The sequence below is a fragment of the Novosphingobium sp. DS6-6 genome (genome assembly GCF_057784975.1).
In genome coordinates, this window is sequence record NZ_JBYNTS010000003.1 from 85,389 (window position 1) to 111,672 (window position 26,284).

Consider the following 26,284-nt stretch of genomic DNA (forward strand, 5'->3'; position numbering starts at 1 on the left):
CGCTAACCACCAGGACCGACCGTATCGACGTTGGCCCCGTCGCTCACGCCGGGTCCACCCGCCAATCGATCGGGGTCTGGCCGTGGCTTTCGAGGAAAGCGTTGGTCTTGCTGAAATGGCGGCAGCCGAAAAAGCCGTTGTGCGCCGATAGTGGGCTGGGGTGCGGGGCTTTGAGCACCAGATGCGTGCCGTCGGCCAGGCCCGGCACGTGCGCGGCCTTTTTCTGGGCGTGGCTGCCCCATAGCAGGAAGACGATGGGATCGGTCCGCGCCGCGACGGCGGCGACCGCAGCGTCGGTAAACGCCTCCCAGCCCTTGCCCTGGTGCGAGCCGGCTTTGCCCGCTTCCACGGTCAGCACATTGTTGAGCAGCAGCACGCCCTGCTGCGCCCAATGGGTGAGGTTGCCATGCGCCGGGCAGGGGAGGCCCAGGTCGGTTTCCAGTTCCTTGTAGATATTGGCAAGGCTGGGCGGCACCCTGACGCCGCGTTTGACCGAAAAGGCCAAGCCATGGGCCTGGCCCGGGCCGTGGTAAGGGTCCTGTCCCAGGATCACGACCTTGACGGCGGGCAGGGGCGTCAGTTCCAGCGCGGTCAGGCGTTCGCCGCGCGGCGGATAGATTGCCTTGCCGGCCGCCTCCTCCGCTTTCAGAAAGCCGCCCAGCGTGCGCAACGGCCGGCTTTGCAGCACCGGATCAAGGGCGGGCGCCCAGCTTTCGGGAATGGAAGAAGCACTCATCGTCAAAGGCTTACCAGGGCTTTGCGCGGGGCACCATAGGCCCCCGTCAGGCCGCGGGGCGAACGATAATCGCCTGGCCTTGCGGATCGAACGTGAGCGCGTCGATTTCCGGTGCCGCCGCGCAATCGCCCGGGCGCAGTACCTCCTCGCCCAATGTCACGTTGCCCCGGCGGGGGATCACCAGCAAGGGGCCGGCATAATCGGCAAGCAGCCCCGCATCGGGCAGGCCATCGAGGCGGTGCGCGGTGAAATAGGTGCCGCTCGCCAGTTCCACCGTGCCGGCATCGGGAATGTGCCGGTGCAGCGCCGGGTCGAGCGGTTCGCCTTTCGACACGGCGATCCCGGCATCGAGATGAAGCTCGCGCGGGCGGCCATAGTCATAGAGGCGATAGGTGATGTCGCTGTTCTGCTGGATCTCGATCAGGCTGACGCCGGCGCCGATGGCGTGAACGGTGTTGGCGGGAATATAGAAGAAGTCCCCCGGCTTGACCGGATACCACACCAGCATGTCCTCGATGCGGCCGTCGAGTGCGGCAGCGCGCATGGTCTCGTGATCGACAGGCGCATGAAATCCGATGCCCAGCGTGGCGCCCGGTTCGGCATCGATGACCAGCCAGCACTCCTCTTTGCCGCGATCCTTTTCCCCCGCGGCGGCGGCCTGCGCGTCGGTCGGGTGGACCTGGACCGACAGCTTTTCGCTGGTGAAAATGTACTTGACCAGAAGGCTGGGCACTTCGGGCGGGGGAACGAACCAGATTTCGCCGATCCGCTGGCCCTTAGGCGCCTGGAACGGCGCGGGCAGCACATCCTTGCCCCAGGGCTTTTCGACCATGCGGATCGGCAGCTTGCTCACTGGTTCACCGCGCCGTCGAGCTTGCCCACCAGTTGCGCGCCTTCGGGCGTGCAGACGAGCACGTCGTTCCCATCGACCACGACGATCAGGTTGCTCGCGCCCACGACCGACACGCGCGGGCCGTCGGTGTGGACGAGCACGTTGGTGCAGTCCTTGAGTTCCACCGTGCCTTTCACGGCATTGCCGATGTCATCCTTGTCGAGCGCCTCGTGCAGGGCCTGCCAGTTGCCGATGTCTGACCAGGCCATCACCGCCGGCACCATGGCGGCGCGGTCGGTCTTTTCCATGACTGCGTAATCGACCGATTCGCCGGCTATGCGCGCAAACTCGGCGGGATCGGGATGAAAGGCATTGCCATTGGCGCGGCCCTTTTCCACCGCCGCCCGCACGGCTTGCGCGATATCAGGCCGATGTTTTTCCAGTTCGCCGAGGAAGTGCCCGGCGCGAAAGGCGAAGATGCCGCCGTTCCAGGCATAGCCGCCATCAGCCAGAAAGGCCTTGGCGCGTTCCAGATCGGGCTTTTCGACGAACCGCTCGACACGGCGCCCGGCGCTGCCCGGGATCGGGTCGCCTTGCTTGAGATAGCCGAAGCCCGTTTCGGGAGCGGTCGCGGCGATTCCGAATGAAACCAGCCAGTCATCAGCGGCAAGCGCGGCCGCGGCGCGGGCCGCTTCCTGAAAGGCGCCGCAATCGCCGATGTGGTGGTCGCTCGGGCAGACCAGCATGATCGCATCTTCGGGAAGCCGAAGGGCAGCCAGCGCGATGGCGGCCGCCGTGTTCTTGCCTTCCGGTTCGACGATGATCTGGCTGCTGGCCGGATCGGGCAACTGTGCCACCACATGATCGAGATGATGTGCGCCGGTGACCACGATCGGCGGCGCAAAGCCCGCGTCCACGCTGCAACGCAGCACGGTGGCTTCGAATAGCGTGGTATCGCCCACCAGGGGCAGGAAAGGCTTGGGCTTGACCTTGCGCGAGCGCGGCCAGAGACGCGTGCCGCTGCCGCCGCACAGGATTACCGGTGTGATCATGGTTTTCGCGTCCTGCTTATGTTCTTAACTGCCTTGGCTTTATTTGTTTCAGGTACGAGAATCTCGTAGGAAGACGCTGCGATTACCTGGCCAAGAATGCCGCGCCGCCTGACTGCACTGTCGGGCCAGGCCGCAACATTGGCACACAGACCCTAGTGCACGTGTCATGGAGCGGCAACCTTGAATTTGCTGCACCACGGAAAGCGCCGGTGCTGGTGCAATTGTCTTGCCGTTGAAAAGGGGGCGGGAAACGTGTCGGGGTTGCCGCTGGCATCGAACGGGCCTAAGCACGCGGGCATGGCCGTTTATCTGCATGAAGAAGACCTGCCCTCCGCCGATCTCCTGGCTCCGGGCATTCTCGCCGTCGATACCGAAACGATGGGGTTGATCACGCCGCGCGACCGGCTTTGCGTGGTACAGATTTCCGACGGGCAGGGAGACGAGCATCTCGTCCGTTTCGAGGTTGGCAGCGATTATGCAGCGCCGAATCTGCGTGCGGTGCTGGCCGACCCGGCCCGGCTCAAGCTCTATCATTTCGCACGGTTCGATCTGGCCGCGATCCGTCACTACCTGGGCGTCATGGCAACGCCGGTGTTCTGCACCAAGATCGCTTCAAAGCTGGTGCGCACTTATACCGATCGTCATGGACTGAAGGATCTGGTGCGCGAACTGCTGGGTAAGGAGATTTCCAAGCAGCAGCAATCGAGTGACTGGGGTGGTGGCGTGCTGAGCGAGGCGCAACTGGAATATGCCGCATCGGATGTGCGTTACCTGCATGGTGTCCACGCCATCCTTGTGGAACGGCTGGCGCGGGAAAAGCGTTCCGATCTGGCCCAGGCCTGTTTCGACTTCCTGCCGACGCGGGCCTCGCTCGATATTGCCGGATGGGCCGACCGCGATATCTTCAGCCACGAGTAATCCTGGTGCGTTCATGACCGATCCATCGCCATGACTGTCCAGGCCGACCGCCTTCGTGATCAACGCCGTCAGAACGCCGCGCCGGGCGGGCGGCACGATTTCATCGTGCGCGTTCTGGCCGTGACATTGCCCGGTTTGATCGGTGCATTGATGGCGGTTCTCGTGCTGAGCCCGTTGACCCCGCGCGGGGAAATCAGCTTTCTGCTCGATCGGACAAAAGTCGCCATCGTGCAGGATCGCTTGCGGGTGGCGAGTGCGATGTATCGGGGGGCGGACAACGAAGGCCGTGCTTTTTCCGTCACCGCCGGCAGCGCGGTTCAGCATTCCGCGACGCAAGACCTGATCCAGATGAAGGACGTGACCGCGCGCGTGATGCTAAAGGATGGGCCTGCCATTCTCACCACTCAGCAGGGCACCTACGATTTCGGACGGCAGTTCATCAAAGTGCCGGGCGTTGTCAATTTCGAAAGTTCCGACGGCTATCGCATGATCACCCAGGGCGCATCGATCGATCTTTCCGGGCACCGTCTGATCAGCGACGGGTATGTGGAAGGGCGCTTGCCGACGGGCACCTTTTCGGCCAACCGCATAAGTGCCGACCTTGACGACCGGGTAGTCACCCTGGAAGGGCATGCGCGCATGCGCATGGACCAGGGCCGGCTGACCCTGCCATCCAGGCCGTGACGTGCGATACGAAGAGGACAAGCAGATGACAGACCCGTTTCCTGCCCCGATCCCCGCGTCACGCCGCCTCCCCATCCGCGTCATGGCCTTGCGGTCGCTCGCCGCCGGCTTTGCTCTTTCGGCAGCGCTTGTTGCCGGCGCGGTCAATCTCGACGCACAGGCTTTGGGGAAGCATGATTCCAGCGCGCCGGTCAATTTCGGTGCCGATCGCATGGAACTGCAAGACCGGCAGAAGCGCGTGATTCTGACCGGCAATGTCGATATCACCCAGGAAGGCCTGCGTCTCCAGGCGGCCCGTACGACTCTCGCCTATACCGACGCGAGCACGGTTCAGGTGCAGCGTATCGATGCCGCTGGCGGTGTCGTGGTGACGCGCGGCGACCAGCGGGCAAGCGGCAGCAGCGCGGTCTATGACATCCCCCGGCGGATCATCACGATGGTCGGCAATGTCGCCTTGCGGCGTGGCAAGGATACGCTCAATGGCGGCCGCCTGGTCATCGATCTCAATACCGGGCTTTCCAGCGTCGACGGGCGCGGCAGCGCTCCGGCCCCTGCCACGGGCAACGGGGTCACCGCGCCGGATGGCCGGGTCACCGGGACGTTCAACGTGGCGAAGAAAGCCAGTTGAGCTTTCCGGCAGCAGTGCCGGGCGCTTGCGCCTTGTTGCTATCGCTCGCGTATCCGCGCAAGTGCGGCCGACGCCGGAGAAGGAAGACGTGACGTGGCTATCCTGGTGACCGGAAACGCAGGCTTCATCGGCTTTCACACGGCCAAGGCCTTGCTGGAACGCGGCGATGCGGTGATCGGGTTCGACGTCGTCAACGATTACTACGATCCTGCGATCAAGGAAGCGCGGCTCAAGATCCTTGCCGAGACGGCCGGGCGAACCGGTTCCTCATATCGCTTCTTCCGTGCCAACCTTGCCGATCGGGCAGCGGTGGAGCGTGCCTTTGCGCATGGCGACGTGCGCCGGGTGATCAATCTGGCCGCGCAGGCGGGTGTGCGCTATTCGATCGAAAATCCTCACGCTTATGTCGAAAGCAATATCGTGGGTTTCACCAACGTGCTCGAAGCCTGCCGCCATGGCGGGGTGGAGCATCTGGTCTATGCTTCCACAAGCTCGGTCTATGGTGCCAACAAGGCGATGCCGTTCAGCGAGCATGCCGGCGCCGATCATCCGTTGCAGTTCTATGCCGCCACGAAGAAGGCCAACGAACTGATGGCGCATAGCTATAGCCATCTCTATCGCCTGCCTACCACGGGCTTGCGCTTCTTCACCGTCTATGGTCCGTGGGGCCGCCCCGACATGGCGCTGTTCCTGTTTGCACGCGCGATCCTTGAAGGCAAGCCCATCAACGTGTTCAACCGCGGCGACCACACCCGCGATTTCACCTACGTGGACGATATCGTGGCGGGCGTGGTGCGTGCCCTGGACCGCCCGGCCGCACCCAATCCGGATTGGGATCCGATGCAGCCCGATCCAGCGACATCAGACGCGCCCTATCGCATCTATAACATCGGCAACAACGATCCCGTAAAGCTGACCGCCTATATCGAGGCGCTCGAGGAAGCTTTAGGCCGTAAGGCCGAACGGAACCTGTTGCCCTTGCAGCCGGGTGACGTTCCCGCCACGTTCGCCGACGTGTCGGACCTAGAACGCGGGCTGGGCTATCGCCCGACGACATCGGTAAGGGACGGGGTGCAACAATTTGTCGATTGGTATCTTTCCTATTATGCCGCATGACGCCTCGGTCGCTGGTTGCCTTTATCGGAACCGAGGACCCCGCCAGGGTTGCGCCGCAATGCGCAGGCCTGTTGCGCAGCATTCGCCATTAAATACCATCACAAAACTTGCGACGAACTGCCTCAGGGAGGCGGTAAGCGGCGCCTGAAATCAGCCAATCAAGCCATATTGCTCTTGGAGTTAAATACATTCTGATGGCATTGCCGCATGCGGGTGGTCATCAGCAAGCGGGGGCCTCGCTATCAAGGCGGGGGCTTCGTAGAATGGTATTGTGCATGGCAACATTTACTGGCATCGACCTGTCAGGGATTGCAATCAAGCTGGCCGCGACGCTCAAGGTAATCGCGCATGCCGGCCTGTTGTGCGAGATGGCGAAGCCGGACTTTTTTCAGGAGCGATGGAACTCGTGAAGTTTCCTACCATCTTTGTGGCGGTTTCTGCGTCCGCGATGCTTGCGGGCTGCGCTTCGACACCGGTTGGGCCTGAGGTGCAAGGGGGGGTGGATGCTTACAAAGTTGCGCCGTCCATCGCCGATGCCAGGATGCCCGACGTGTCGCCCATCCAAGCGGGCGACGAGATTTCCCTTTCCGTAATGGGGGAACCGGATCTCACTTATGCCAAACTGATCGTTGACGATGCGGGCCGTATCCAGGTTCCCTTGGTGGGATCTGTCAAGATAAGCGGCCTTTCCCCGGCGGAAGCGTCGAACCTTATCGAGAAGCAACTCGGATCGCGGTACCTCAAGTATCCGCAGGTCACCATAAACGTCACCACGCCCGCCGGCAAATTCGTCTCCGTCGAAGGGCAGGTGAATCACGCCGGGGCCTATCCGATCAACTCCACCACCACGCTCCTGGGCGCCGTGTCGATGGCGCAAAGCCCCACGCGCATTGCCAAACTGGACGAGACCATGGTGTTCCGGACGGTCAACGGCAAGCGGATGGTGGCGCGGTTTGACCTTAACCGCATTCGCAAAGGCCTCGACCCCGATCCACAGATCCTTGGCGGCGACGTCGTCGTCGTCGGTTTCTCTCAGTTGAAGTCCGGTTATCGGGACGTGATCCAGATGGCGCCGATCTTCAACATCTTCCTTCTGCGCTTCTAACATCGGCGGTACCGTGTCCACATCTATAAACAGTGCTTCGGCTGATCATTACGCGTCGCGCTCCGTCATGGATGGTGATGGCGGCCTCGACGAGCTTTACGAGGAAACGCCGTCGTTCGATTTGCGCAAGCTGTTGATGATCCTCAGGGCGAACCTGCTGATCATCGCCATCATCGTTGCGCTTTCGATCGCGCTGGCCTTTGTCGTGACGCTGCTGATGACGCCGCGCTACACGGCCGAAGCCACGGTGCAGATCAACAACCAGTCGGCGCAGGTCTTGAGCAACGACCAGGACCCTTCGCAGGCCGAGGCGGCTTCTCCGCAAGACACCGATCGCTTCCTCAAGACGCAGATCGCCATTCTCAACAGCCGGGCCATTGCGGACCGGGTGGCGCAGCGTCTGCGCTTGATCGGCAACCCCGATTTTTATGTCGCGATGGGCGGGCAGGCGCCCAAGCCGGGTACCTCGACCGAAGCCCAGCGGGAGTATGCCCTGGACCTGCTCGACAAGGCGGTCCTCGCCGACCTGGTACCGTCCTCGCGACTTGCTACGATCCGCTTTACCAGCACCGACGCGGCGCTTTCGGCCAAGATCGCCAATGCCTGGGCCAACGAGTTCATTCAATCAAACCTTCAACGCCGCTATGACAGCTCGGCCTATGCGCGCGATTTCATTTCCGGCCAGCTTGCCGAAGCCAAGGCCAAGCTCGAGCAGTCGGAGCGCGATCTCAACGCTTACGCCCGCGAAGTCGGCCTGATCCGCATGCGTGATGCCAACGCGCCGGTCACGCCCGATGGCGGTGGCGGCGATAGCAGCGATGGCAGTTCGGTCACGATGTCCAGCCTGCTGCAGATCAATACCGCCCTTAACCAGGCGCAGGTCAACCGCATGGCAGCCGAGCAGCGCTGGCGTGCCATTTCCGGCTCCAATTTGCTGTCTGCGCCCGAAGTTTTGGCCAATCCCTCGATCTCCAGCCTTTTGACCAGCCGTGCTACCGCACAGTCGGACCTGGAGCGCGAGCGCGCACGCCATCTTGAGGAATATCCATCGGTACAGCAGGCGCGCGCCCAGGTTGCTGCAATCAATCAGCAGATCACCGCCGTCGCCCAGAGCATTCGGTCCTCGATCAAGCAGCAGTACGATGCCGCGGTAAACCAGGAAAAGCAGCTGGAGAGCGACCTTGCAAAGCTCAAGGGTTCGACGCTCGCAGAGCAGGACCGCTCGGTGCAGTACAATCTTCTGGCCCGCGAAGCGGATACCAACCGCTCGCTCTATGATGGCCTCCTGCAACGTTACAAGGAACTGAACGCAGCTGCCGGCATCAGCGCCAGCAACATCTCGATCATCGATTCCGCGGAAGTTCCCGGGGCTCCGAGTTCTCCGGTGCTGATCAATAACCTGCTGATCGCGATGCTGGCGGGGCTGGTGCTCTCGGGTCTCATCATTCTTGTCCGCTTCCAGCTCGACGATGCGGTGCGTGTTCCCGAGGATGTCGAGGAAAAGCTGGGTATCTCGCTTCTGGGTGTCATTCCCAAGGCCGAAGATACGACGCCCACGGCGGCGCTGGCCGATCCCAAATCGGCCATCAGCGAAAGCTATAACTCGCTGCGTGGGGCCTTGCTCTATTCCACCGCAAACGGGCTGCCGCGCACGTTGCTGGTTACCAGTTCACAACCCTCGGAAGGCAAGTCCACCACCAGCCTTGCGATCGCCGAGGGTCTTGCACGGCTTGGCCGGAAAGTCGTTCTGCTCGACGTCGACATGCGCCGTCCCGCGCTGCACGCCGTTATCGGCATTTCCAACGATGCGGGGATGTCGAGCCTGCTGACCGCGCAGCATGCTATTCCCGACGTGCTGCGCCCGACCGACAACGAAAACCTGTTTGTTGTCACGTCGGGCCCAATTCCGCCCAGCCCGACCGAACTGATCAGTTCCGGACGCCTCGGCGCTCTTCTCCAGGAACTTAGTGCCCAGTTCGATGTGGTCATCCTCGATAGTCCGCCTGTTCTCGGCCTTGCCGATGCGCCGCTGATGTCCGCCATCGTCGATGGTGTCGTGCTGGTCGTCCAGTCCGATCGCAGCCGCCGCGGTTCGCTGCGGGCATCGCTGCGCCGTCTGCGCACGATGCATCCCAATATCCTCGGTGCGGTGCTGACGATGTTCGATGCGTCCAAGTCGGGTAACCGCTATTCCGAGTACTACGGCTATAGTTATTATCGCTACGTTCCCGAGAACAATGGCTGAGACGGCGTCATGGTCAGCGGCGCGTCGGTGGACTTCCATCGTCGGCGCGCTGGCATTGGCAAGTTATGGCATTGTTGCCGCGATCAGCGGCGCAGACCGCCTTTCCACCGATCCGCTGAGTACCACTCGCGGCCTGGTCGGCTGGCCTTACGACACGATGTCGGCCCGAATGCGGGCGAACGATGCGCTGGCATTGAACCAGCCGGTCGAAGCAGAGCGGTTGGCCCGGCGGGCGGTCTTGTCCGATCCGGTAGATCCCTTCGCAATCAGCACGCTGGGGCGTGCGCGGCTGGCACTTGGGCAGCGTGATGAAGCCGAAGCCGCCTTTCGCGTGTCCGGCACGATGGGGTGGCGCGATGTCTTTACCCAGATATACTGGATAAATCGTGCGCTCGAACTGGGCGATGCCCGAATAGCGGCCGAGCGGCTGGATGCCGTGATGCGCCAATTTCCCGACAATGCCAATCGCGACGATCTCATGAACGCGGTGACGGCGAGCGTAGAGGGCCGGACCGCGCTTGCCGACCGTTTTGCCAAGGGCGCCCCCTGGCAAGCCGCCTTTTTGATGACGCAGGACGATACACCTCCGGAAATCCTTGCCGAACGGGTCGATGTCATCCGCCGTACGCCGCGGCGTACCTTTGGATGCGACCGCATCGGCTGGTTTGTCTCGGCACTCGCCAAAGCGGAACGCGTCGACGAAGCCCAGGATGTCTGGACGCGATCGTGCGATGCCGGAACCTCGCTGGTCCACGATGGCGATTTTGCCAACCTCAATCTGGATGGCAAGTCGGGAGGGTCGCTTTTCAGTTGGCGGGTGCCGGAGACTGGCGATATCGAAATGCTGGTGGATGAAGCGACGGACGGCAATCCGCGCCAACTGAACGTGCGCGTCAACGGTGCTTCGACCCAGCCGGTCCTGCAGCAGGTTATCGTGCTGCCGGCCGGGCGCTACCGGGTATCCTGGGCCATGCCGGGGGCGAGCAAACTGGCATTGCGTTCCCTGCGCGTGAGCCTTGCCTGCACTTACGATCTGGGCCTGGCACAGCCGCCTTCCCCGATTCCCGGCGCGCGTGACCGCGTCGGTACCGAGATCGCCCTCGATGCCGCCTGCCGCCTGCGCCCGCTGGTATTCTGGCTGGCGCCGAGTGTCGATGTGCGCATTGCGGACGTCAAGCTCGAGCACGTGAACCCCTGATCGGCACGCTTCGTTCGGCCTGGAACGGCGGAACATGCCGCAGGCGCAGCCTGGCTTAAGCGGGATCAGCGGGCGGCAAGACGTAGGCCGGGGCCTTGATATGATTGCGCGGCAACAGGCGGGCATTGCGACGCGGCAGAAACGGGCCTGCGAGCAGACAGAGAATGCGGACAAAGGCAGTCTTGGCGCGAGGCGTCCTGCCGGTGAGCAGCGACACGATCAGGCGAGCGAACGCACGGAAGATCGCGCGCGCATAGACATAGCGATAGCCATGTTGCAGCAGCGCGGCGCCGTTGCCGATCGAATAGAAGAAATAGCGTTCGATGTTCACGTCCACGTTGCTGTCCAGCGGCGGATGATCGATATAGAGCGAGGCAACGCGCTGGCCCTTGTAACCGGCTTTCAGCAGCCGGTAGCCGAAGTCCATGCCTTCGCTCGACCCGTGGATGCAACCGATGCCCAGCGTCGGATCGAACCGCGTCGCAGCGAACGCTTCGCGCTTCACAAGCAGGCCCGGCTCCCACAGGTTGTTGAGCATGTTGCTGAAATCGAAAACGACATCCCGCGTAATCGGGGCCGCGGACTGAACATCGCCTTCTGATTTGATATTGCTGGCAATGAAATCCAGGCCGCGCTCATCGAGCATCCTGGCCGTGCGATAAAGCTGGTCGGGCCCCACCGGGAAAACATCGTCGTCATAGAATGCAATCAGATCGTGCCGGGTGTGATCGGCACCGATGTTCCGCGATTCGGCAGAACTGCACAAATCGGTGATAACCGTGGTCACGCCATCGAAACGCGGAAACAGCTTGGGATCGAAACCCTGCCAAACCAGCACGATTTCAAGATCAACCTTTTCCTGCTGCTGCAATCTGCGGATGACTTCGGCCAGCCGTTCTTCGCGTCCGGAACGCTCGATGGTACAGATGACGATCGATATGGCGACCTTGTCACCAGCCGTGGAACGCTCGGGTGCAAGAACATCTGTCGTCATGCCAAATCCCCTGTCTATCGGTGTCGGTGGCAACCGCGATGTCGGAACCCGCGGCGCGCTGCAACGGTATTCCAACACCATCGGGGGCCAAGGGACAAGATTTTTGCTGCGATAGCGAAATAATTTGCACGGGGAGAACGTGGGCCCAAGGCCAATGCCTGCAGGCAGCGAAGGGAATGAGAACGCGTTGCGGTTAAACAACGTGATGTTGCGTTATGGCTGAAACAGCTTTAACCATAATGGCTTAGGTTTCGGATAAAACGGGAACGGCAGCAACATTTCGAAACGGCGGCTATGCGGTCGCGTGTTGCGGCTCATGCCAGCGCTTGCTGCAGCGCAAAAATTTTTGTACGCCAAGGAAGCGGCATGGGGCCAGGCGATCTATGCGCCATGCGATTGCGGTCAAGGTGACTCTTGGACGGTTCTGATCACGACATCAACTATTCCAAACTGGCCATACGCGGCGCGATCTGGTCGTTGCTGCAGGTCGTGGCCGAACGGTTCACCCAGACCGTAGTCATGCTTACGGCGGCCCTTTTTCTGGGGCCGCACGATTTCGGTATTGCCGCCATGGCAACGGCGCCCGCCATTGTGATGGCCGCAACCTTGCAATCGGGCAACCAGCTTGTCATTCAGCGCGAAGAGGCGACGCCAGCATTCCTGGATACCGCTTTCAGCCTGTTTCTGTGGCTCGGGGTGCTGGCAACCGCGATCATCGTTGCCTTGGCGGCCGCAATCCGCTTCTATCCCGGCTATGAGGTGGTGTGCTTCATGATCCTGCCCACGGCGCTGGCGCCTTTGGCCGCGGGTCTCGGCGTCGTGGCCGAAGGGCTGCTGGAGCGCGCGTTCAACTATCGCGTCCTGGCTGTTCGCAAGACGTTGGGTCAGGCCGTTGCGGGCGTAATCTGCTGTGCCATGGCGGTCACGGGTTTCGGCGCCTGGAGCATTGTCGTCCAGGTAACCGTCGCTCCTATCATTTCCACATCGATCAGTATCTTCGCGGCAGGTTGGCGGCCCCAGCGCTTGTCAGGCCTGGCCGACATGAAGGCCCTGACGCGGTTTTCCGCAGCCTTGTTGGGCTTTTCCGCGATGAACCAGATCAACATCCGCTCGGTTGACGTGATCGTGGGCTTCATTGCCGGCCCCACCGCCACCGGCGTGTTCCGCCTGGCGCGCACGGTGCTTGATCTGGCGGTCAGTCTGTTCCTCAATCCCATCAACAACACTCTGCTGCCGATCTTTTCGCGCATGGCGGGCGATCGGCAACGCACGATGGAAGCGATGTGGCGCGCCTGCGGCATTACCAGCCTGGTCGCTTCGGTGCCGTTCGTGGCGTCGGCCTTTGCCGGGCTATATCTTGCCGAACTGGTATTCAAGGACAAGTGGCCTGATCTGGCGCAGATGATCACCATCCTGCTGGTTTCCCTGCCGCTGATCGCGGTGGTCGTGCCGATGCAGACTTATCTGGTGGCGATCGGGCGCCCCAAGCTGGCGTTCTTCAATAACGTGATCCAGACGATGCTGAACATCGCATTCATCTGGGTGGGGGCCTATTTCGGTGTGCTGGCGGCAGGGATGGCGTTTGTCATCCGATGCTTTCTGGGTGGCAGCATCCTGATCTTCTTGACCACGCGCCTTGTGCCTGAAATCCGTGTGCCGCGCGATGTGGTGCTGTCATTGCCCACGCTGCTGGGCCTGGTTGTGGTGGCCACAGTGAGCGGTATCGTCTGGGCTGCCGGACTTGATCTTGCGCATCTGGGGCCGGCGCTGGCCGCCACCACGCTGACGCTGCTGCTCTACGGCGGCATTGCCCTGCTGCTGTTCCGCGATCGCCTGATCACGGTGTTCACCGCCATCAAATCAAGACGCTAAGGGAGGACTGTCCATGGCGCGTATCGCCGTCATCTGCGCCTTTTTGCCCAATCGCAACACGGGCATGTATACGGTCGACCTGTCTGCCTATGCCTATTTCCAGAGTGCCTATCCCAGGGACGAGATCGCCTATTATGCGCTCGGCCCGCTCGATAAGCTGGGTTACACGCCGGCGGAAACGCACCAGCAGTATCTGCCGCTGCAAGACCATATCGAAGATGTGCGCCAGGCGGACCTCATCGTGTTCTGGGGCGATTTTCTGCATTCCAAGCCCTATTGGGAGGTGGACCTGGCCAAATGGCTGGTGCGGGACGGCATCTGCGCAAGCCATGCGGCTGCTATCGAACTGATCTATCGCGCCTTCATGCTCGAGGATGCGAGCGATGCCATCCTGAGCAAAGTGGTGGTTTTCGGCGGAACGATCATCACCATCGGTGCGGCCGACCTGTCCGACGCGCGCTATGCCGCGGCCCTGCGGCGGCTGATCGCGGGTGCCGGCGGCATCCATTTCCGCGATGCCCTGTCGCAGATGAAGTCATCGCCTCTGCGTGGCGACCGCAGCGTGCTGGGCAGCGATTGTGCACTGCAACTCTCGCGCCAGGATTTCGTCCGCTATGGCGTGGTCGACGCCTTTCCTCAAGTGCCGGGCCAAAAGATGGGCGTGTTCTTCGGCCGGGCCAAATGGATCGCCCAGCCCCTTGCGCTGGCCCGCGCGCTGGCGCGGCATATCGGGTGCAAGGCGCAGTGGATCCCATGGGTCGATTCGGCCCCGCGCCAGTTGCCGCTGGCCCGCGCCTTCGGCTTTCCGGCGCGGCGCCTGCCGCCCCTGCCGCGCGAACTGCTGCACAGCCTGCTCGAATGCAAGTTCGTGCTGACCGATACCTATCACCTGTGCGTCAACGCCTGGAACCTGGGCATTCCCGCAGTCTGCCTCGGCTATGGCAGCCAGCATGTGGCCCACACCCTGGGCGACAAGAAAAAGGAAATCCTGTTCGCGCAGTACGGGGCCACCCCTTATTACCTCTATCGCGAACATATCGCCAACCCGCTCGCCATCCCGGCCACGGCCGGCCATGTGGCCAAGCTGATCGAGCGGGACGACATGGCCGGGATCGTCACCGCCACGATTCACGAGCAGGCCGCCGCGGCACGTGCGCGGCTGGACGCGTCTTGCCAGGGCGTGCTGGGGCGCGGCTGACCCTGCAATCTGGGTTCAGAAGGCCCGGATCCGCGCCGCCACAGCCTGCGCAATCCCGTCCCAGCTGAACTTGTGGCGATAGGCATCCACGGCCGCGGCCGCGGGCGGATGCGCGGCTGCGTCCTGCACGATGCCGGCCAGGTCTGCCGGCGCGACGGACAGCGGCACGAACCGCGCCCATGGCGGCGCCACCTGGCGGTGAATCGCGATATCGCTGCATACGATCGGCAGGCCCAGGCTGCCGGCCTCGACCAAGGGCATGTTGAACCCTTCGGCCAGCGACATCGAAACGAAGCAGGTGGACGACTGATAGAGTGCGAGCAGCGCATCGTCCGGGGCATGTCCGTGCCATTCCAGCCGCCCGGCGCGCGCCGCCACCTGGCTTTCCCAGCCGGCCGCGACATCACCCCAGCCCTGGCGGCCGACGACGCGCACGGTCCAGGGTGGGGGCAGGGCATCGGCCAGGGTCAGCACCGCAGCATAGTTCTTGCGCGGCTCGACCGTGCCGACGGCGATCACCCCCGGCAGCGATCGTGCCGGTGCCGGCGCCAGCGCCAGATCGATGCCCGGCGCGTTGCCGATAACGTCCACTGGCCGGCACAGGATCGCGGCAAGGCTTTCCGCCATCAGCGCGGTCGGCGCCACCACATCTTTGTAGAACGGTGCCATGGCCGTTTCGGCATGCTTGAACAGGGCGCGTCCGCGCAGGTTCATCGCCTGGCCCCGGGTCCACGGGAAATCGTCATGGATGATCCGCAACACCGGCACCCGCATGGCAAGCAGCAGCGGGCTGGGCGGAAAAGCCGGGCAGACCACGGCTTCGACCCGTGCCCGGCGCCAGGAAGGCGACAGCGGCAGCGACAGCCAGCCGCGAAACCCGCCTTTGACACGCACGACGCCCGGCCCGGTCGGGACGGCGGCCCGCGCATCGACAAAGGCGATCGCATCGGGCGCAATCCGGCGCATCGCCTGGAACAGGTTGATGGCATAGCGCTCGATGCCCGTAGAGGCATTGGGCCGCGTGGCCAGAACAAGATCGACGGCGATAGTCACGGGGGCTTGTCCAAGCGAGTCAGGGGCGCAAACCTTGTGCCGACAATTTCGCTGCGACGCAACAATCTCGGGCGGGGCGTACCAGCGGTTCTGCTTCTGCCATGAGCGGTTCCATCGCTATCGCTTTGGAACGAAAGAGCCGTTTGCGGCGCTTCGTGCTGCAAAACCGGGCCGGCGTTGGCGACTAGCGCTTGCCTCTGCTACACTGGCGCCGGTATGGTTGGCGCTGCAGCAACAGCCGGTGCCTTGCCGGACGATCATACAGGGAACCGCGGTTCGGATGAAATCCCCAGCTAGACGCCCGTTTCCTGCCGCCCTATCCACGGCATCGGCGGCCGCGGTGCCACCCGGGCGCCAGCCATGGGCGCCGCCCGTGCGCAGGCGGCGGCGGAAAGTGCGAGCGGCCCTGTCGGAAAATGCGGCCGCCAAACATGCGTGGCACTGTTATCTGGCGGTCGTCACCTCGATGTTCCTCAACATGTTCCTGGCGATTGCCAATGCTAACGGCATCGGCATGAACAACAGCAAGGTGGTCGTCATCCAGATTCTGATGACCTTGGCCTCCGGCGCGTTGATTTTTGCCAACCCGATCAAGCTCAAGGCAGCGGAACAGAATGCGCTGGGCGTGCTGTTGCTTTTGTTGATTCTTGGCGCAGCAATCAATGGTTTTAATGCGAAGTCCTTTTATGATTGTCTGATAATTCCGCTATACATCATGGTCGGAAAATCTGCGCGAAATATTAAGGCAGATTGGATGCACTGGCTGTTGGGGGCGGTCGTGCTGGTCGTTGGGGTTGAGGTGTTGCTTCCCTCATTGTTCACGCGCATCGTTAGCCCCGGCGATTTTTTCATGGCAACCAGAGATTGGGTTGCGGGCCATGGCGCTACCGACGCCTCGCGCGATGGCCTCTACGCGGGCGCCTATCGCGGGGGGGGATCGATATTTTCGCTGGTGGACCATCGTGTTTCAGGGCCATTCCTTGAACCGCTGTCTCTTGGCTATTTCGCGGTCCTGATGACCATCTATTACGCGGCGCTTTACAACGGACGGCTGTTCGTCCGCTTGGGGGCTATCGGCGTCTGCTTGCTGCTGGCCCTGTTTTCTGATTCACGTGCGGCTTCCGGGCTCATTTTCCTTTGCAGTCTGGTTCTGTTGCCACGCCTGCGCTGGCCTGCTGCCGCGATCTGGCTTGCCCCTATCGGCGTAATGACCGCGGCCTGGTTTGTATACCTGACTGTCTCAGGAGATCATTTGGGCGACACGATCCAACGTCTCTCGATAACGTTCGACGGTTTAAAGCAATTTAGCGTGTGGCAAATTATCATTGGGAATGTCGATAGTGATAATCTTAGTGATACCGGAATATTATATCTCGTTAAAAGTGCTGGCTTGGCTGGGCTATTTTTAGGTATATTTATGTACTGCGGCGGCATAAGTAGGGGCAAAGGATCAAATGTTGCGTTTTTTTCAATGATTGCGATCTACCTGACGACCATGCTTTTGTTTGGCGCCGCCGTATTTTCGATAAAAGCTGCAAGCTTATGCGGTTATCTAGTCGGTGTAGCGTCTTGGCCTGGTTCAATATCTAGGTCGTTAGTCGTTAAGGCTCATGCAAAACCGGCTCGAGCGCGGTTATCGCAGTTGCATTTTGGATCACGATAACATCTCTATCCTATCAGCCTCATGTTTTGGGGGTAAACTTGGCGTCTGATACTGCTGAAGATCTGACCAGGGATCATGGGGTGACGCCGTCACGCTTAGTGTATGGCCTTGACACCTTGCGCTTTTTTACTGCCATGTGGGTGGCCTTCTCTCACGGCGCGTATTTCCCGATAGCGGCCTACGTGAACCCCGAGGGGCCGTTGGAGAAACTGCTTTTCCTGCTGTCGAAAACCGTTTTCAATGGAACAGCTGCAGTAGCTGTATTCTTTGTAATATCAGGATTTCTCATCCACGGCGCTAACGTGGGAAAGAGTTCTATCGACAGAAAGAACTTTTGGATTAAGCGAGGAGTAAGAATTGTAATTCCATTGCTCTCAATATATTGCATATCTTATTTTTTCGGGGAAACCTATCTTTCAGCATTAGAAGATGTAACTTGGTCGGTATATGCTGAAATAATATACTACGCTATATACCCATTTATTTTTACATTAGTCAAGAAAATGGGTATTGTGAGGCTAACTCTTTTTTCCTTTTTGATATCTATTGCAATGATAGCAACTCATTATGACTATATTTATCTATGGTCTTTCAGAACGAAATTAAACTGGTTGTTCTGTCTTCCTTTGTGGCTGTTTGGTTGCCTTCTTGCCGAGCATAGAGCATACTTTTCTCAGGCCGTGTCAAATATCCCTATTTACTTTTTTCGATTTACTGCAGTTTTCTATTGTTTGATTTCAACGATCTTGGCCACTCACTTGGGAAATGTCGCTATTGGTTATACCTGGACAATTTGGTTCTTCGGACTATTTTGTATTTATTGGCTGGCAGCCGAAACCAGTTTTGGATTTGCGCAATCTCGCCATTCGGTCTTTGAGAAGTTTGGGCTTGCAGGCTATAGCATTTATCTCACCCATCGATTCATGCTCACGATCATAGAAGAACATTTTCGCATGAGTTCGCCTATCGTGCTATGGATATGTAAGCTATTGGCGATTTTCGCAGGGGCGTGGGTGTTTTATCGCCTCGTCGAATGGCCTTCACACAAGCTTGCTCGCTTTCTGGGAAGGCGACGAACCTCATCAGATGTTGCGAGCCTTTAAGGCGGCCTGCGTGGGTCGATCTTCGCGCTTTTTTCTGGGTAGAGCCCAAGATAGGATTACTGGGTCTGCGACAGCCTTTGGTCATGGGCTAGCTGAGCAAGCGTTTAGCGCGATCGTTGACCCACTGCATCGCTGGAGCTTCAATATATTTGTTAGCGAGGTACGCGGCCAGCAACAGCACCAGAAGGTAAACGACAGTTATAAAATCCATGATGTAAGGGCTTTGGATCAACGCTAGTTGCGTGCCTGGCAGGGTCGATTGAAAATGGAAAAGTTTTCCACCTACTCGAATGATATTATAAAGACAGAAAGCAACAAAAAAGTGCATGATGTATATGCTATAAGATAGCTTTCCCAATAAAAGAAAAAAATTATTTTCCATAATTTTTGATATAGCACCTGATTGATTTGCAAATATGTAAACAAATATTGCGAAAATAACTGGTAAAGACATCTGCCAAATGCTTATGTCGATGTATGATATCATGATCCATGTTATGATTACTACAGACAGTTCTAAAACTGTCCAAAGCATCGATCCAGCAGGCTTATATCGGCCTTGTGAGATCGCCTTCCATACAAAGAACCCCAAGAAAAATCCGTAGGCGCAGCGCGGAATGGAGAAAGCGTCTTTGGAGTCTAGGTAAGTTGGTGAAAGCACAGCGAGTGCCGCTGCGCTGCCGATTACCAGCATCAAAGCAACCAAAGACATACCGCGTTTAGGCAAGAGTACAGCGCAAATGCCAAAAACGAGATTGACCCACAGTTCCGCGCTCACGCTCCAACTTGGTCCGTTCCACGTTCCAAACTGGAAACTGCTGACGCCGTTCAATAACAGAAGATTTGTTGGGATGCTTGCCAGTGTACGATCAGCGGAGAAAGGCGGGCGGGGCAGCACATTTCCAATGTGGCTGTGCAATGCAAATAAAGTCGTTTCCGCGATTACAAAAACAGCGAGCATTATTGCGTGCATTGGCCAAATTCTGCCCACCCGCCGGAATAGGAAAAGCGGCAATGCGCCCTCGCTGTCCAGCTTACGATAATAAGCATGTGAAATAACAAAACCTGAGAGGACAAAAAAGAAGTCAACCATCAGATAGGAGTTGCGCACGAAAGGCAGGAAATACACATGGCTCGCAACTTGAAAGTGAAACACCGCAACGCAAAGGGCGGCCACTCCGCGCCAGCCGTCAAGAGCTTCATAGCGCGCGCCGAGCTTAGGCGCATAGGCCGCGGATGTCTCTTGCATTTGCTAGCGTCCTTCCCCTGATCGTCGCGTGCTGGCAGGGCGGACTATCCGATCGCCGGCCAGCGGCTCACGGCACTAACGAATGTTGCATCGCAGCGCCCCGTGGGTCAAGCCTTTAGCGGCTAGGACCCTGACCGCACAAGATGTTGCAATGCGGCAAGTGTCTTTATATAGCTGCGAACAGCCAGCGGCCAGCGACGGGTGATGCATGCGCCAGAGTGACAACCCCAATGATGCGGTTGATATCCTGGTATTTCAGAATTATTTTTCGCCCAGTCGCCATGCTATTTTCGAAGAGCTTGGCAAGATGCGCCGATTGCTGGTGATTTATATGCAGTCGGCTAGCGACGAAGGGCGGCAATGGGCCGAGGAAGTTCCGGTGCATTACCGTGCGATTCGGGTACCGACCCGACAAGTTGCTAAGATGATCTTGCCCAATGGCAAGTTGCAACTTCCCTCGCAAGCGGAAGTTGCCGTGCTGGTTGACAACAATCCCACCAACATTGCCATGCTGCTGTTCGCACCTGCGGTAAGTCGGATCGCGCAGCGTACGTACGTGTGGGTCGAGCATATCCCCGATCCCTCGAAGGGTCGGGGCAAGCAGCTTTACCAGACGCTCACCTCCCGCGCCTTGCTGCGCTTTGCCGGCGCAGCGGCAAGCTGGTCTGCCATGTCGGACCGCTATCTGCGCGGGCTGGGTTTCAAAGGCACGATCCGCCGCATCCCGCAGGTCGTGCCGCCACCCCCGGCCGATGCGCCGCCACCACGCCCGGTCCGGTCGCTAAGGCGGTTCGGTTTCCTGGGCAGCAGCGTGCCGCGCAAGAATGTCGGTTCGCTGCGGGCAGCTATGAACGCATTGGTTGTCACCGTGCCCGAGCAGGGCATTCGCCTGCACCTGGCCGGTCATGCCGTGTCCGATCCCGCGCCGCACGAGCATGTGCACGGCTATGTTTCGGGCCCGGCGCTGGAGGCGTTTTTCGATGCGATCGATGTGCTGGTGCTGCCCTCCGTGATCGATCCCTGGGGGCTGGTGGTCAACGAGGCTTTGATGCGCGGGCGCCTGGCGGTCGTGTCGAAATTCTGCGGCAGCGCCGAGTTGATGAAGCAGATCGATCCGGCACTGGTTTGCGGGCTGGCGCCCGAAGAAATCCAGGCCGCACTGGCTCATGCGCTTTCCCTTGGCCCGGATGAGGTCACCATGCGGCTGGAGAAGGCGGGGACAGTGATGAAGAACTTTACGGTCGAGCGTGCAGCAGCCGCCTTTGCGCAGCTTTGACCGAGCGGAAATGAACCTGCTATTGCTGGAGGTGACGAAGTTTCACGCTGATATTGAAACGTTTTCTGCCGGCACCCACTCTCCCGCGCAGCCGTGACTGCGAACGCGAACAAGATCGAGGACCTATGACGATGCAGACCCTCTCCGTTTCCGCATTGATGGCCAGTTCCGGTGTCGCTTTCGGCACCAGCGGGGCGCGGGGCCTGGTCACGGCGATGACCGATCGCGTGTGTTACACCTATACCCGCGCGTTCCTTCAGCACATGGGGGAGGAAGGGCAGTTCCGCCCGGGCACGGCCGTGGCGATCGCCGGCGATCTGCGACCGTCCAGCCCGCGCATCATGGCGGCCTGCGCGGCGGCGGTGCGCGATGCCGGGGGTGTCGTGGTCAACTGCGGCTTCGTGCCGTCGCCTGCCGTCGCCGCCCATGGCTTTGCACGGGCCATACCCTCGCTAATGGTCACGGGCAGCCACATTCCCGACGATCGCAACGGCATCAAGTTCAACCGGGCCGACGGCGAAGTGCTCAAAAGCGACGAACTGGCGATCCGCGCGCAGGACGTGGCGGTGGACGAGGCGCTGTTCGATGCCCAGGGCATGCTGGCCGCCCCGCCCGCGATGCCCGAACTCGCCGATGCCGCCACACCTTATCTGGCGCGCTATGCCGATTTCTTCGGGCCGGACGCGCTCAAGGGTCTGAAGCTTGGCATCTATCAGCATTCCGCCGTGGGGCGCGACACGCTGTTCGACATCGCCCGTGCCCTGGGGGCAGAGGTTCTGGCGCTCGGCCGTTCCAACACGTTCATCCCCGTCGATACCGAGGCGGTGCGGCCGCAGGACGTGGCCTTGGGCGCCGAATGGGCTGCCGCGCACGGGCTCGATGCCATTCTGTCCACCGACGGCGATTCGGACCGGCCGCTGCTCGCCGATGAAACCGGCGCCTGGATGCGGGGCGACGTGCTGGGCATCCTCTGCGCGCGGGCGCTGGGGATCGAGGCCGTGGCAACGCCGGTCAGCTCCAATTCCGCGCTGGAGCTTTCGGGCCTGTTCGGCACCGTGCAGCGCACGCGCATCGGGTCTCCGTTCGTGATCGAGGCGATGAACGCCTTGCTGGCCGGCGGCGCGCGCGCTTGCGGCTATGAAGCGAACGGCGGGTTCATCCTGGGCAGCGACATCGCCCGCGACGGCCATGTTCTGGCGGCCCTGCCCACGCGCGATGCGGTGCTGCCGATGGTGGCGGTGCTTGCCGACGCGCGCGCGCGCGGGCTCAGCCTGTCAGCCCTGCAGGGGCAACTGCCCGCCCGCTATACCGCCAGCGAGCGCCTGCAGAACTATCCAACCAGCCAAAGCCAGGCACTGCTCGCCAGCCTGCAGCAGGGCAGCGAGCATGATATCCTGGCGCGCCTGACGCAGACGTTCGGCACGCTGGCCGGAGCCGCCGCGCGCGTCGATGCCACCGATGGCCTGCGCACGACCTTTGCCGATGGGGACATCATCCACTTGCGGCCCAGCGGCAATGCGCCCGAACTGCGCGTCTATACCGAAAGCGCCACGCCCGAACGCGCCGCTGGCCTCAATCGCGAGGCGCTCGATCTCGTCCGCACGCTGGCCGTGCCGGCCTGAACGCTTTTGGCCAGAGCGCTTTTGCATTGACTGGCCCGGCGGCGCGGCGGAAAGGTGCCGCGTTGCCGGGGCCGATCAGATGAGTAACGCTGAATGAAGATTGCCGTTTTCGGGCTTGGCTATGTCGGCCTGTCCAACGCCGTCCTGCTGGCGCAGAATCACACGGTCGTCGCCGTGGACATTTCGGCGGAACGGGTGGACCAGCTCAATGCCCGGCAGGCTCCGATCGTCGATGCGGAACTGCAACAATTCCTGCGCGATCGGCCGCTCGATCTGGTGGCCACGCTCGATGCGGAACAAGCGCTTGCCGGGGCTGATTTCGTGATCGTGGCCACGCCCACCGATTACGATGTCGAAACCAACATGTTCGACACCTCGTCGGTCGAAACGGTGATCGCCCGTGCCCTGGGCATCAATCCGACTGCCACGATCGTGATCAAATCCACTATCCCGGTGGGTTTCGTGGACAGCATGCGCGCCCGGCTGGGCAGCGACGAGATCATTTTCAGCCCCGAGTTCCTGCGCGAAGGCAAGGCGCTGTACGACAATCTCCATCCGTCGCGGATCGTCGTGGGCGATCGTTCCGAACGGGCGCGCATCTTTGTGGAGCTGTTGCGCGAAGGCGCGGTGCGCAAGGACGTGCCGATCCTGTTTACCGGCGCGCGCGAGGCCGAGGCGATCAAGCTTTTCGCCAATACCTATCTCGCAATGCGGGTTGCCTTTTTCAACGAGCTTGACAGCTATGCCATGGCGCGCGGGATGGATTCCCGGGAGATCATCGAAGGCGTGGGCCAGGACCCGCGCATCGGGATGCATTACAACAATCCCAGCTTCGGTTACGGCGGCTATTGCCTGCCCAAGGATACCAAGCAGTTGCTGGCGAACTATTCCAACGTGCCGCAAAACCTGATCCGGGCGATCGTCGATGCCAACAGCACGCGCAAGGATTTCCTGGCAGACCAGATCATCGCCCGCCGGCCGCGCAAGGTCGGCGTGTTCCGCCTGGTGATGAAGGCGGGCTCCGACAACTTCCGCCAGTCCTCGATCCAGGGCATCATGAAGCGGATCAAGGCCAAGGGCATCGAAGTGATCATCTATGAGCCGGTAATGACCCAGGACCGCTTTTTCGGCTCGCGCGTGGTGCGCGATCTCGACGCGTTCAAAGCCGAATGCGACGTGATCATTGCCAACCGACGCACCGAGCAACTGGCGGACGTGGAAGACAAGGTCTTTACCCGCGACTTGTTCGGCTGGGACTGATCGAAAAATCAAGCTGGCAAGGGGGCAAGCGATGGACATGAGTTCGTTGACGGTGAGCGGCGGCGAAGCCCTGTATCGGCGCTATGGCCTGGCCTTCGGGCAACGTTCGCTGGACGACATTGTGGCGATCGCCCTGCGTCCGGCCGTTACGCCCCGGCTCTATTGCACCTGCAACGTCAACCATCTGCGGATGCTGCAAAGCAATTCCGATTTCCGCGAAGCCTATTCGCGCGCCGCCATGGTGACGGTGGACGGACGGCCTATCCGGATGCTGGCGCGATTGCAGACCGGGCACGACCTGCCGGTCGTGACCGGGGCAGACCTGTTTCCCGCGCTCCTGGAGCGGCTGCGGCCCGGCATCGACCGGCCCTATTTCGTTGCCAGCTCGCTTGCGGCGGCGCAATCCCTGCAAGCCAGTCTCGTCAAACGGGGTTTCGATCCAGCCGCTATCGGGGTGGAAAGCCCACCCTACGGCTTTCAGGACGATCAGGCTTACAGCCAGGCAATGGCGGAGCGGATCCGCAGCCTGGCGACGACCCATCTGTTCATGGGCGTGGGCGCGCCTAAATCCGAGATATGGGTTTCGCGCCATTTCGGCGATCTGCCTGCAGCGCATATCTTCTGCGTTGGCGCGGCACTGGACTTTTCCTCGCAGCACAAGAAGCGCGCGCCGCGCTGGATGCGTGCACTCAGCCTGGAATGGGCGCACCGGATGCTCAGCGAGCCTCGCCGCCTGCTACCGCGCTATGCCGGCGATGCCCTTTTTCTGGCCAGTATTCTCGCCGGGCGCAAGCTCAAGCCGGTTTACCCCCCTGCAACGGCGTAACGCTGGATCAGGCTCGCTCTGCGGCTGGCATTGCCTGCGTTTCGGCTTCGACAGACGGCTCTTCCGGCAGACCGGCCGGTTTAGCTGACGGCGTGGCCAGGTCATGCGGCTTGAACACCATGCCCGCCGCCATTGCCAGAAGTGCGGCGAGCGACATTTCGCGAATGGGAAAATCGTCTGCCGCGTGAATGCCAAGCTGCGCAAAAACGCCGAGCGCGAACACGGCTTGCGCTCGCGAATGAAGCGTTCCCATCCCGCGCAATTCAAGCCGCAAACGCCGCCACAGCAGCATAGCGACAATGGCAAGGACCGTCAGCAGAACGCACAATCCCGGCAGACCGGCTTCCAACGTCCATTCCAGCCAATCGTTATGGGCCCGGCCGGCAAGCGTGTTTCGAACCACTTCGAGGCGCTCAACCGCATTGAACACTGGCGGAAAGCTGCCCACGCCACTGCCCATGGGCCAGACCCTGCCAATGGCCTGAAACGTATCGGTCCAGATCTCGTGACGCGAATCGTTCAGGTTGGAAAATCGGCTGAGAACGCGGTTGATCGAGAGCAGGCCCACGGTGAGGACAAGACCGACTGCAGCAACGACGCTTCCCGCGATAAGCAGCAGCGCGCGGCGGGACAAATCAGCCCTTGCGAGCGGAAAAAGCATGACGATGAAAGTCAGCAGCGAGATGACTGACAATGCAATGCCTGTTCTCGAACCGGTCAACACGATGAGCACGACCATGATCCCGGCGACGAACGCCGCGCTCGCCCAGAACAGCTTGCGATTGCGTATGCGTCCGGCCACCGCGGCGGCAATCACGCCCAAAGCCATGAGAGCGATCGACAGCAGGTCGGCCTCGGCATTGCGATTGGCCTGGAAGCCGACGATAACCCCGATGTGGGAATAGCTGTACAACGTCCAGTCGTGACCGCCGGCCCGCGTCAATTGCAATGCGCCCAGCATCACCGACAACACCGCGACAACTGCGATCGTGGCGCATAGCCAGAAACGACCCGACAAGCCGAGGCGCGAGACGCCCAGCAGGATCAGCACCGGCACGACCATCGCCAACAGCGAAATGAACGTGCGGGCAGGGGTCATCGACCAGGGCATCCAGCGGTCCTGTTCGCCGATGAGTGCCAGCGACATCACCTCGCTTTCCCGGCCTGGCAAAGCATGCCAGACAGAAGGCGGCAGCGGGATGAGCTGCAGGACCGGTATGGCCAGAACCAAGGCGCCGAGGACCCACGCCAGACGTGGGATGGGCTCAAGCCCTTGGGCAAGTCGCGGGTGCAGCAGGGGCAACATGAACAGGGCCGCGACCAGCGGCTGCAGGATCATTTCCGTCTCGGGGTTGCTTGTGCCACCGCCACCCAGCATCAGGCATGCAGCCAGCGCCGCCATCAACATCGCAACGCCAGTCTGGGGCAGGCCCATTATGCCGGGTACGGGCCGCGGGGCGCGCCGGCGACGGCTGGCGTTGCCAGAGCGATGTCGGCGACTTCGCGATGCCGGTTCCTTGGCTACCGATACGTAGTCTTCATCCAGTTCCGGCTTGGTGCGACGCCGGCGGGATCGACGTAGCGGCTCTGGGTCTTGGCGTTCTTTCACTGGGGTCAAGCTCGATCACAAAGGTGCCCGGCCGGCCCGCCCTGC

Annotated in this window: 23 protein-coding genes; 16 read left to right on the top strand and 7 right to left on the bottom strand. The window is 61.0% G+C overall.

Annotation, left to right across the window (positions count from 1 at the left end; translation table 11 throughout):
* Positions 1 to 43: 43 nt before the first annotated feature.
* Genes ung through AC3EDY_RS04590 form a run of 3 tightly spaced genes read right to left on the bottom strand, consistent with a single transcriptional unit; the run spans position 44 to position 2,620 of the window.
* Positions 44 to 736 (bottom strand): uracil-DNA glycosylase, encoded by a 693-nt coding sequence (gene ung / locus AC3EDY_RS04580; RefSeq protein ID WP_488571295.1) that lies wholly within the window; start codon positions 734 to 736, stop codon positions 44 to 46.
* A gap of 46 nt (positions 737 to 782) precedes the next feature.
* Complete coding sequence (locus AC3EDY_RS04585) at positions 783 to 1,589, bottom strand: class I mannose-6-phosphate isomerase (RefSeq protein WP_488571296.1); 807 nt, start codon at positions 1,587 to 1,589, stop codon at positions 783 to 785.
* Positions 1,586 to 2,620, bottom strand: coding sequence for a mannose-1-phosphate guanylyltransferase (locus AC3EDY_RS04590; protein WP_488571297.1), 1,035 nt, complete (start codon positions 2,618 to 2,620; stop codon positions 1,586 to 1,588). The genes AC3EDY_RS04585 and AC3EDY_RS04590 overlap by 4 nt, the downstream gene beginning before the upstream one ends.
* A 297-nt stretch (positions 2,621 to 2,917) precedes the next feature.
* On the opposite strand from AC3EDY_RS04590, the gene AC3EDY_RS04595 reads away from it, so the two are divergent.
* The 8 genes from AC3EDY_RS04595 to AC3EDY_RS04630 all read left to right on the top strand — a co-directional run bounded on the left by AC3EDY_RS04595 (position 2,918) and on the right by AC3EDY_RS04630 (position 10,514).
* On the top strand, positions 2,918 to 3,538 hold the full coding sequence (locus AC3EDY_RS04595) for a ribonuclease D (protein WP_488571298.1): 621 nt from the start codon (positions 2,918 to 2,920) through the stop codon (positions 3,536 to 3,538).
* Between the two features lie 30 nt (positions 3,539 to 3,568).
* Complete coding sequence (gene lptC, locus AC3EDY_RS04600; RefSeq protein WP_488571299.1) at positions 3,569 to 4,222, top strand: LPS export ABC transporter periplasmic protein LptC; 654 nt, start codon at positions 3,569 to 3,571, stop codon at positions 4,220 to 4,222.
* Positions 4,223 to 4,247: 25 nt separating this feature from the next.
* Positions 4,248 to 4,850, top strand: coding sequence for an LptA/OstA family protein (locus tag AC3EDY_RS04605; RefSeq protein WP_488571300.1), 603 nt, complete (start codon positions 4,248 to 4,250; stop codon positions 4,848 to 4,850).
* 93 nt (positions 4,851 to 4,943) lie between these two features.
* Positions 4,944 to 5,966 carry an NAD-dependent epimerase gene (locus tag AC3EDY_RS04610; protein ID WP_488571301.1) on the top strand — a complete coding sequence of 341 codons (1,023 nt, stop codon included), beginning with the start codon at positions 4,944 to 4,946 and terminating at the stop codon, positions 5,964 to 5,966.
* A gap of 275 nt (positions 5,967 to 6,241) precedes the next feature.
* The gene (locus tag AC3EDY_RS04615; protein WP_488571302.1) at positions 6,242 to 6,376 is read left to right on the top strand and encodes a hypothetical protein; all 135 of its coding nucleotides are present in this window, start codon (positions 6,242 to 6,244) and stop codon (positions 6,374 to 6,376) included.
* A complete protein-coding gene (locus AC3EDY_RS04620; protein WP_488571303.1) occupies positions 6,364 to 7,071 on the top strand; it encodes a polysaccharide biosynthesis/export family protein in 708 nt (235 codons plus the stop codon). Before AC3EDY_RS04615 ends, AC3EDY_RS04620 begins: the two co-directional genes overlap by 13 nt.
* 67 nt (positions 7,072 to 7,138) lie before the next feature.
* Positions 7,139 to 9,316: a GumC family protein gene (locus AC3EDY_RS04625; RefSeq protein WP_488571304.1), complete on the top strand. Its 2,178-nt coding sequence runs from the start codon at positions 7,139 to 7,141 to the stop codon at positions 9,314 to 9,316.
* On the top strand, positions 9,309 to 10,514 hold the full coding sequence (locus AC3EDY_RS04630; RefSeq protein ID WP_488571305.1) for a tetratricopeptide repeat protein: 1,206 nt from the start codon (positions 9,309 to 9,311) through the stop codon (positions 10,512 to 10,514). The genes AC3EDY_RS04625 and AC3EDY_RS04630 overlap by 8 nt, the downstream gene beginning before the upstream one ends.
* A gap of 55 nt (positions 10,515 to 10,569) precedes the next feature.
* Here AC3EDY_RS04630 and AC3EDY_RS04635 read toward each other — a convergent pair whose 3' ends face one another.
* Entirely contained in the window at positions 10,570 to 11,508 is a 939-nt protein-coding gene (locus AC3EDY_RS04635) for a glycosyltransferase family 2 protein (protein ID WP_488571306.1), read from the bottom strand.
* Between the two features lie 414 nt (positions 11,509 to 11,922).
* Here AC3EDY_RS04635 and AC3EDY_RS04640 point away from each other — a divergent pair, with 414 nt between their 5' ends.
* Positions 11,923 to 13,380, top strand: a complete 1,458-nt coding sequence (locus AC3EDY_RS04640) for an oligosaccharide flippase family protein (protein WP_488571307.1) — start codon at positions 11,923 to 11,925, stop codon at positions 13,378 to 13,380.
* Between the two features lie 13 nt (positions 13,381 to 13,393).
* Complete coding sequence (locus AC3EDY_RS04645) at positions 13,394 to 14,578, top strand: hypothetical protein (RefSeq protein ID WP_488571308.1); 1,185 nt, start codon at positions 13,394 to 13,396, stop codon at positions 14,576 to 14,578.
* Positions 14,579 to 14,593: 15 nt separating this feature from the next.
* On the opposite strand, the gene AC3EDY_RS04650 is transcribed toward AC3EDY_RS04645, so the two are convergent.
* Positions 14,594 to 15,631: a glycosyltransferase gene (locus AC3EDY_RS04650; protein ID WP_488571309.1), complete on the bottom strand. Its 1,038-nt coding sequence runs from the start codon at positions 15,629 to 15,631 to the stop codon at positions 14,594 to 14,596.
* 394 nt (positions 15,632 to 16,025) lie between these two features.
* On the opposite strand from AC3EDY_RS04650, the gene AC3EDY_RS04655 reads away from it, so the two are divergent.
* Positions 16,026 to 17,294 (top strand): hypothetical protein, encoded by a 1,269-nt coding sequence (locus tag AC3EDY_RS04655; RefSeq protein ID WP_488571310.1) that lies wholly within the window; start codon positions 16,026 to 16,028, stop codon positions 17,292 to 17,294.
* Between the two features lie 38 nt (positions 17,295 to 17,332).
* A complete protein-coding gene (locus AC3EDY_RS04660) occupies positions 17,333 to 18,397 on the top strand; it encodes an acyltransferase family protein (RefSeq protein WP_488571311.1) in 1,065 nt (354 codons plus the stop codon).
* Positions 18,398 to 18,485: 88 nt separating this feature from the next.
* Here the strand turns inward: AC3EDY_RS04660 and AC3EDY_RS04665 are convergent, their stop codons facing one another.
* Positions 18,486 to 19,646, bottom strand: a complete 1,161-nt coding sequence (locus tag AC3EDY_RS04665; protein WP_488571312.1) for an acyltransferase family protein — start codon at positions 19,644 to 19,646, stop codon at positions 18,486 to 18,488.
* A 424-nt stretch (positions 19,647 to 20,070) separates the two neighbouring features.
* On the opposite strand from AC3EDY_RS04665, the gene AC3EDY_RS04670 reads away from it, so the two are divergent.
* The 4 genes from AC3EDY_RS04670 (at position 20,071) to AC3EDY_RS04685 (ending at position 24,630) form a co-directional block, all read left to right on the top strand.
* The gene (locus tag AC3EDY_RS04670) at positions 20,071 to 20,922 is read left to right on the top strand and encodes a glycosyltransferase (protein ID WP_488571313.1); all 852 of its coding nucleotides are present in this window, start codon (positions 20,071 to 20,073) and stop codon (positions 20,920 to 20,922) included.
* A gap of 125 nt (positions 20,923 to 21,047) precedes the next feature.
* Complete coding sequence (locus AC3EDY_RS04675; protein ID WP_488571314.1) at positions 21,048 to 22,544, top strand: phosphomannomutase; 1,497 nt, start codon at positions 21,048 to 21,050, stop codon at positions 22,542 to 22,544.
* Positions 22,545 to 22,637: 93 nt separating this feature from the next.
* Positions 22,638 to 23,804 (top strand): nucleotide sugar dehydrogenase, encoded by a 1,167-nt coding sequence (locus AC3EDY_RS04680; protein ID WP_488571315.1) that lies wholly within the window; start codon positions 22,638 to 22,640, stop codon positions 23,802 to 23,804.
* A 37-nt stretch (positions 23,805 to 23,841) separates the two neighbouring features.
* Positions 23,842 to 24,630: a WecB/TagA/CpsF family glycosyltransferase gene (locus tag AC3EDY_RS04685; protein ID WP_488571316.1), complete on the top strand. Its 789-nt coding sequence runs from the start codon at positions 23,842 to 23,844 to the stop codon at positions 24,628 to 24,630.
* Between the two features lie 7 nt (positions 24,631 to 24,637).
* Here the strand turns inward: AC3EDY_RS04685 and AC3EDY_RS04690 are convergent, their stop codons facing one another.
* Positions 24,638 to 26,032, bottom strand: coding sequence for an O-antigen ligase family protein (locus AC3EDY_RS04690; protein WP_488571317.1), 1,395 nt, complete (start codon positions 26,030 to 26,032; stop codon positions 24,638 to 24,640).
* Positions 26,033 to 26,284 lie beyond the last annotated feature (252 nt).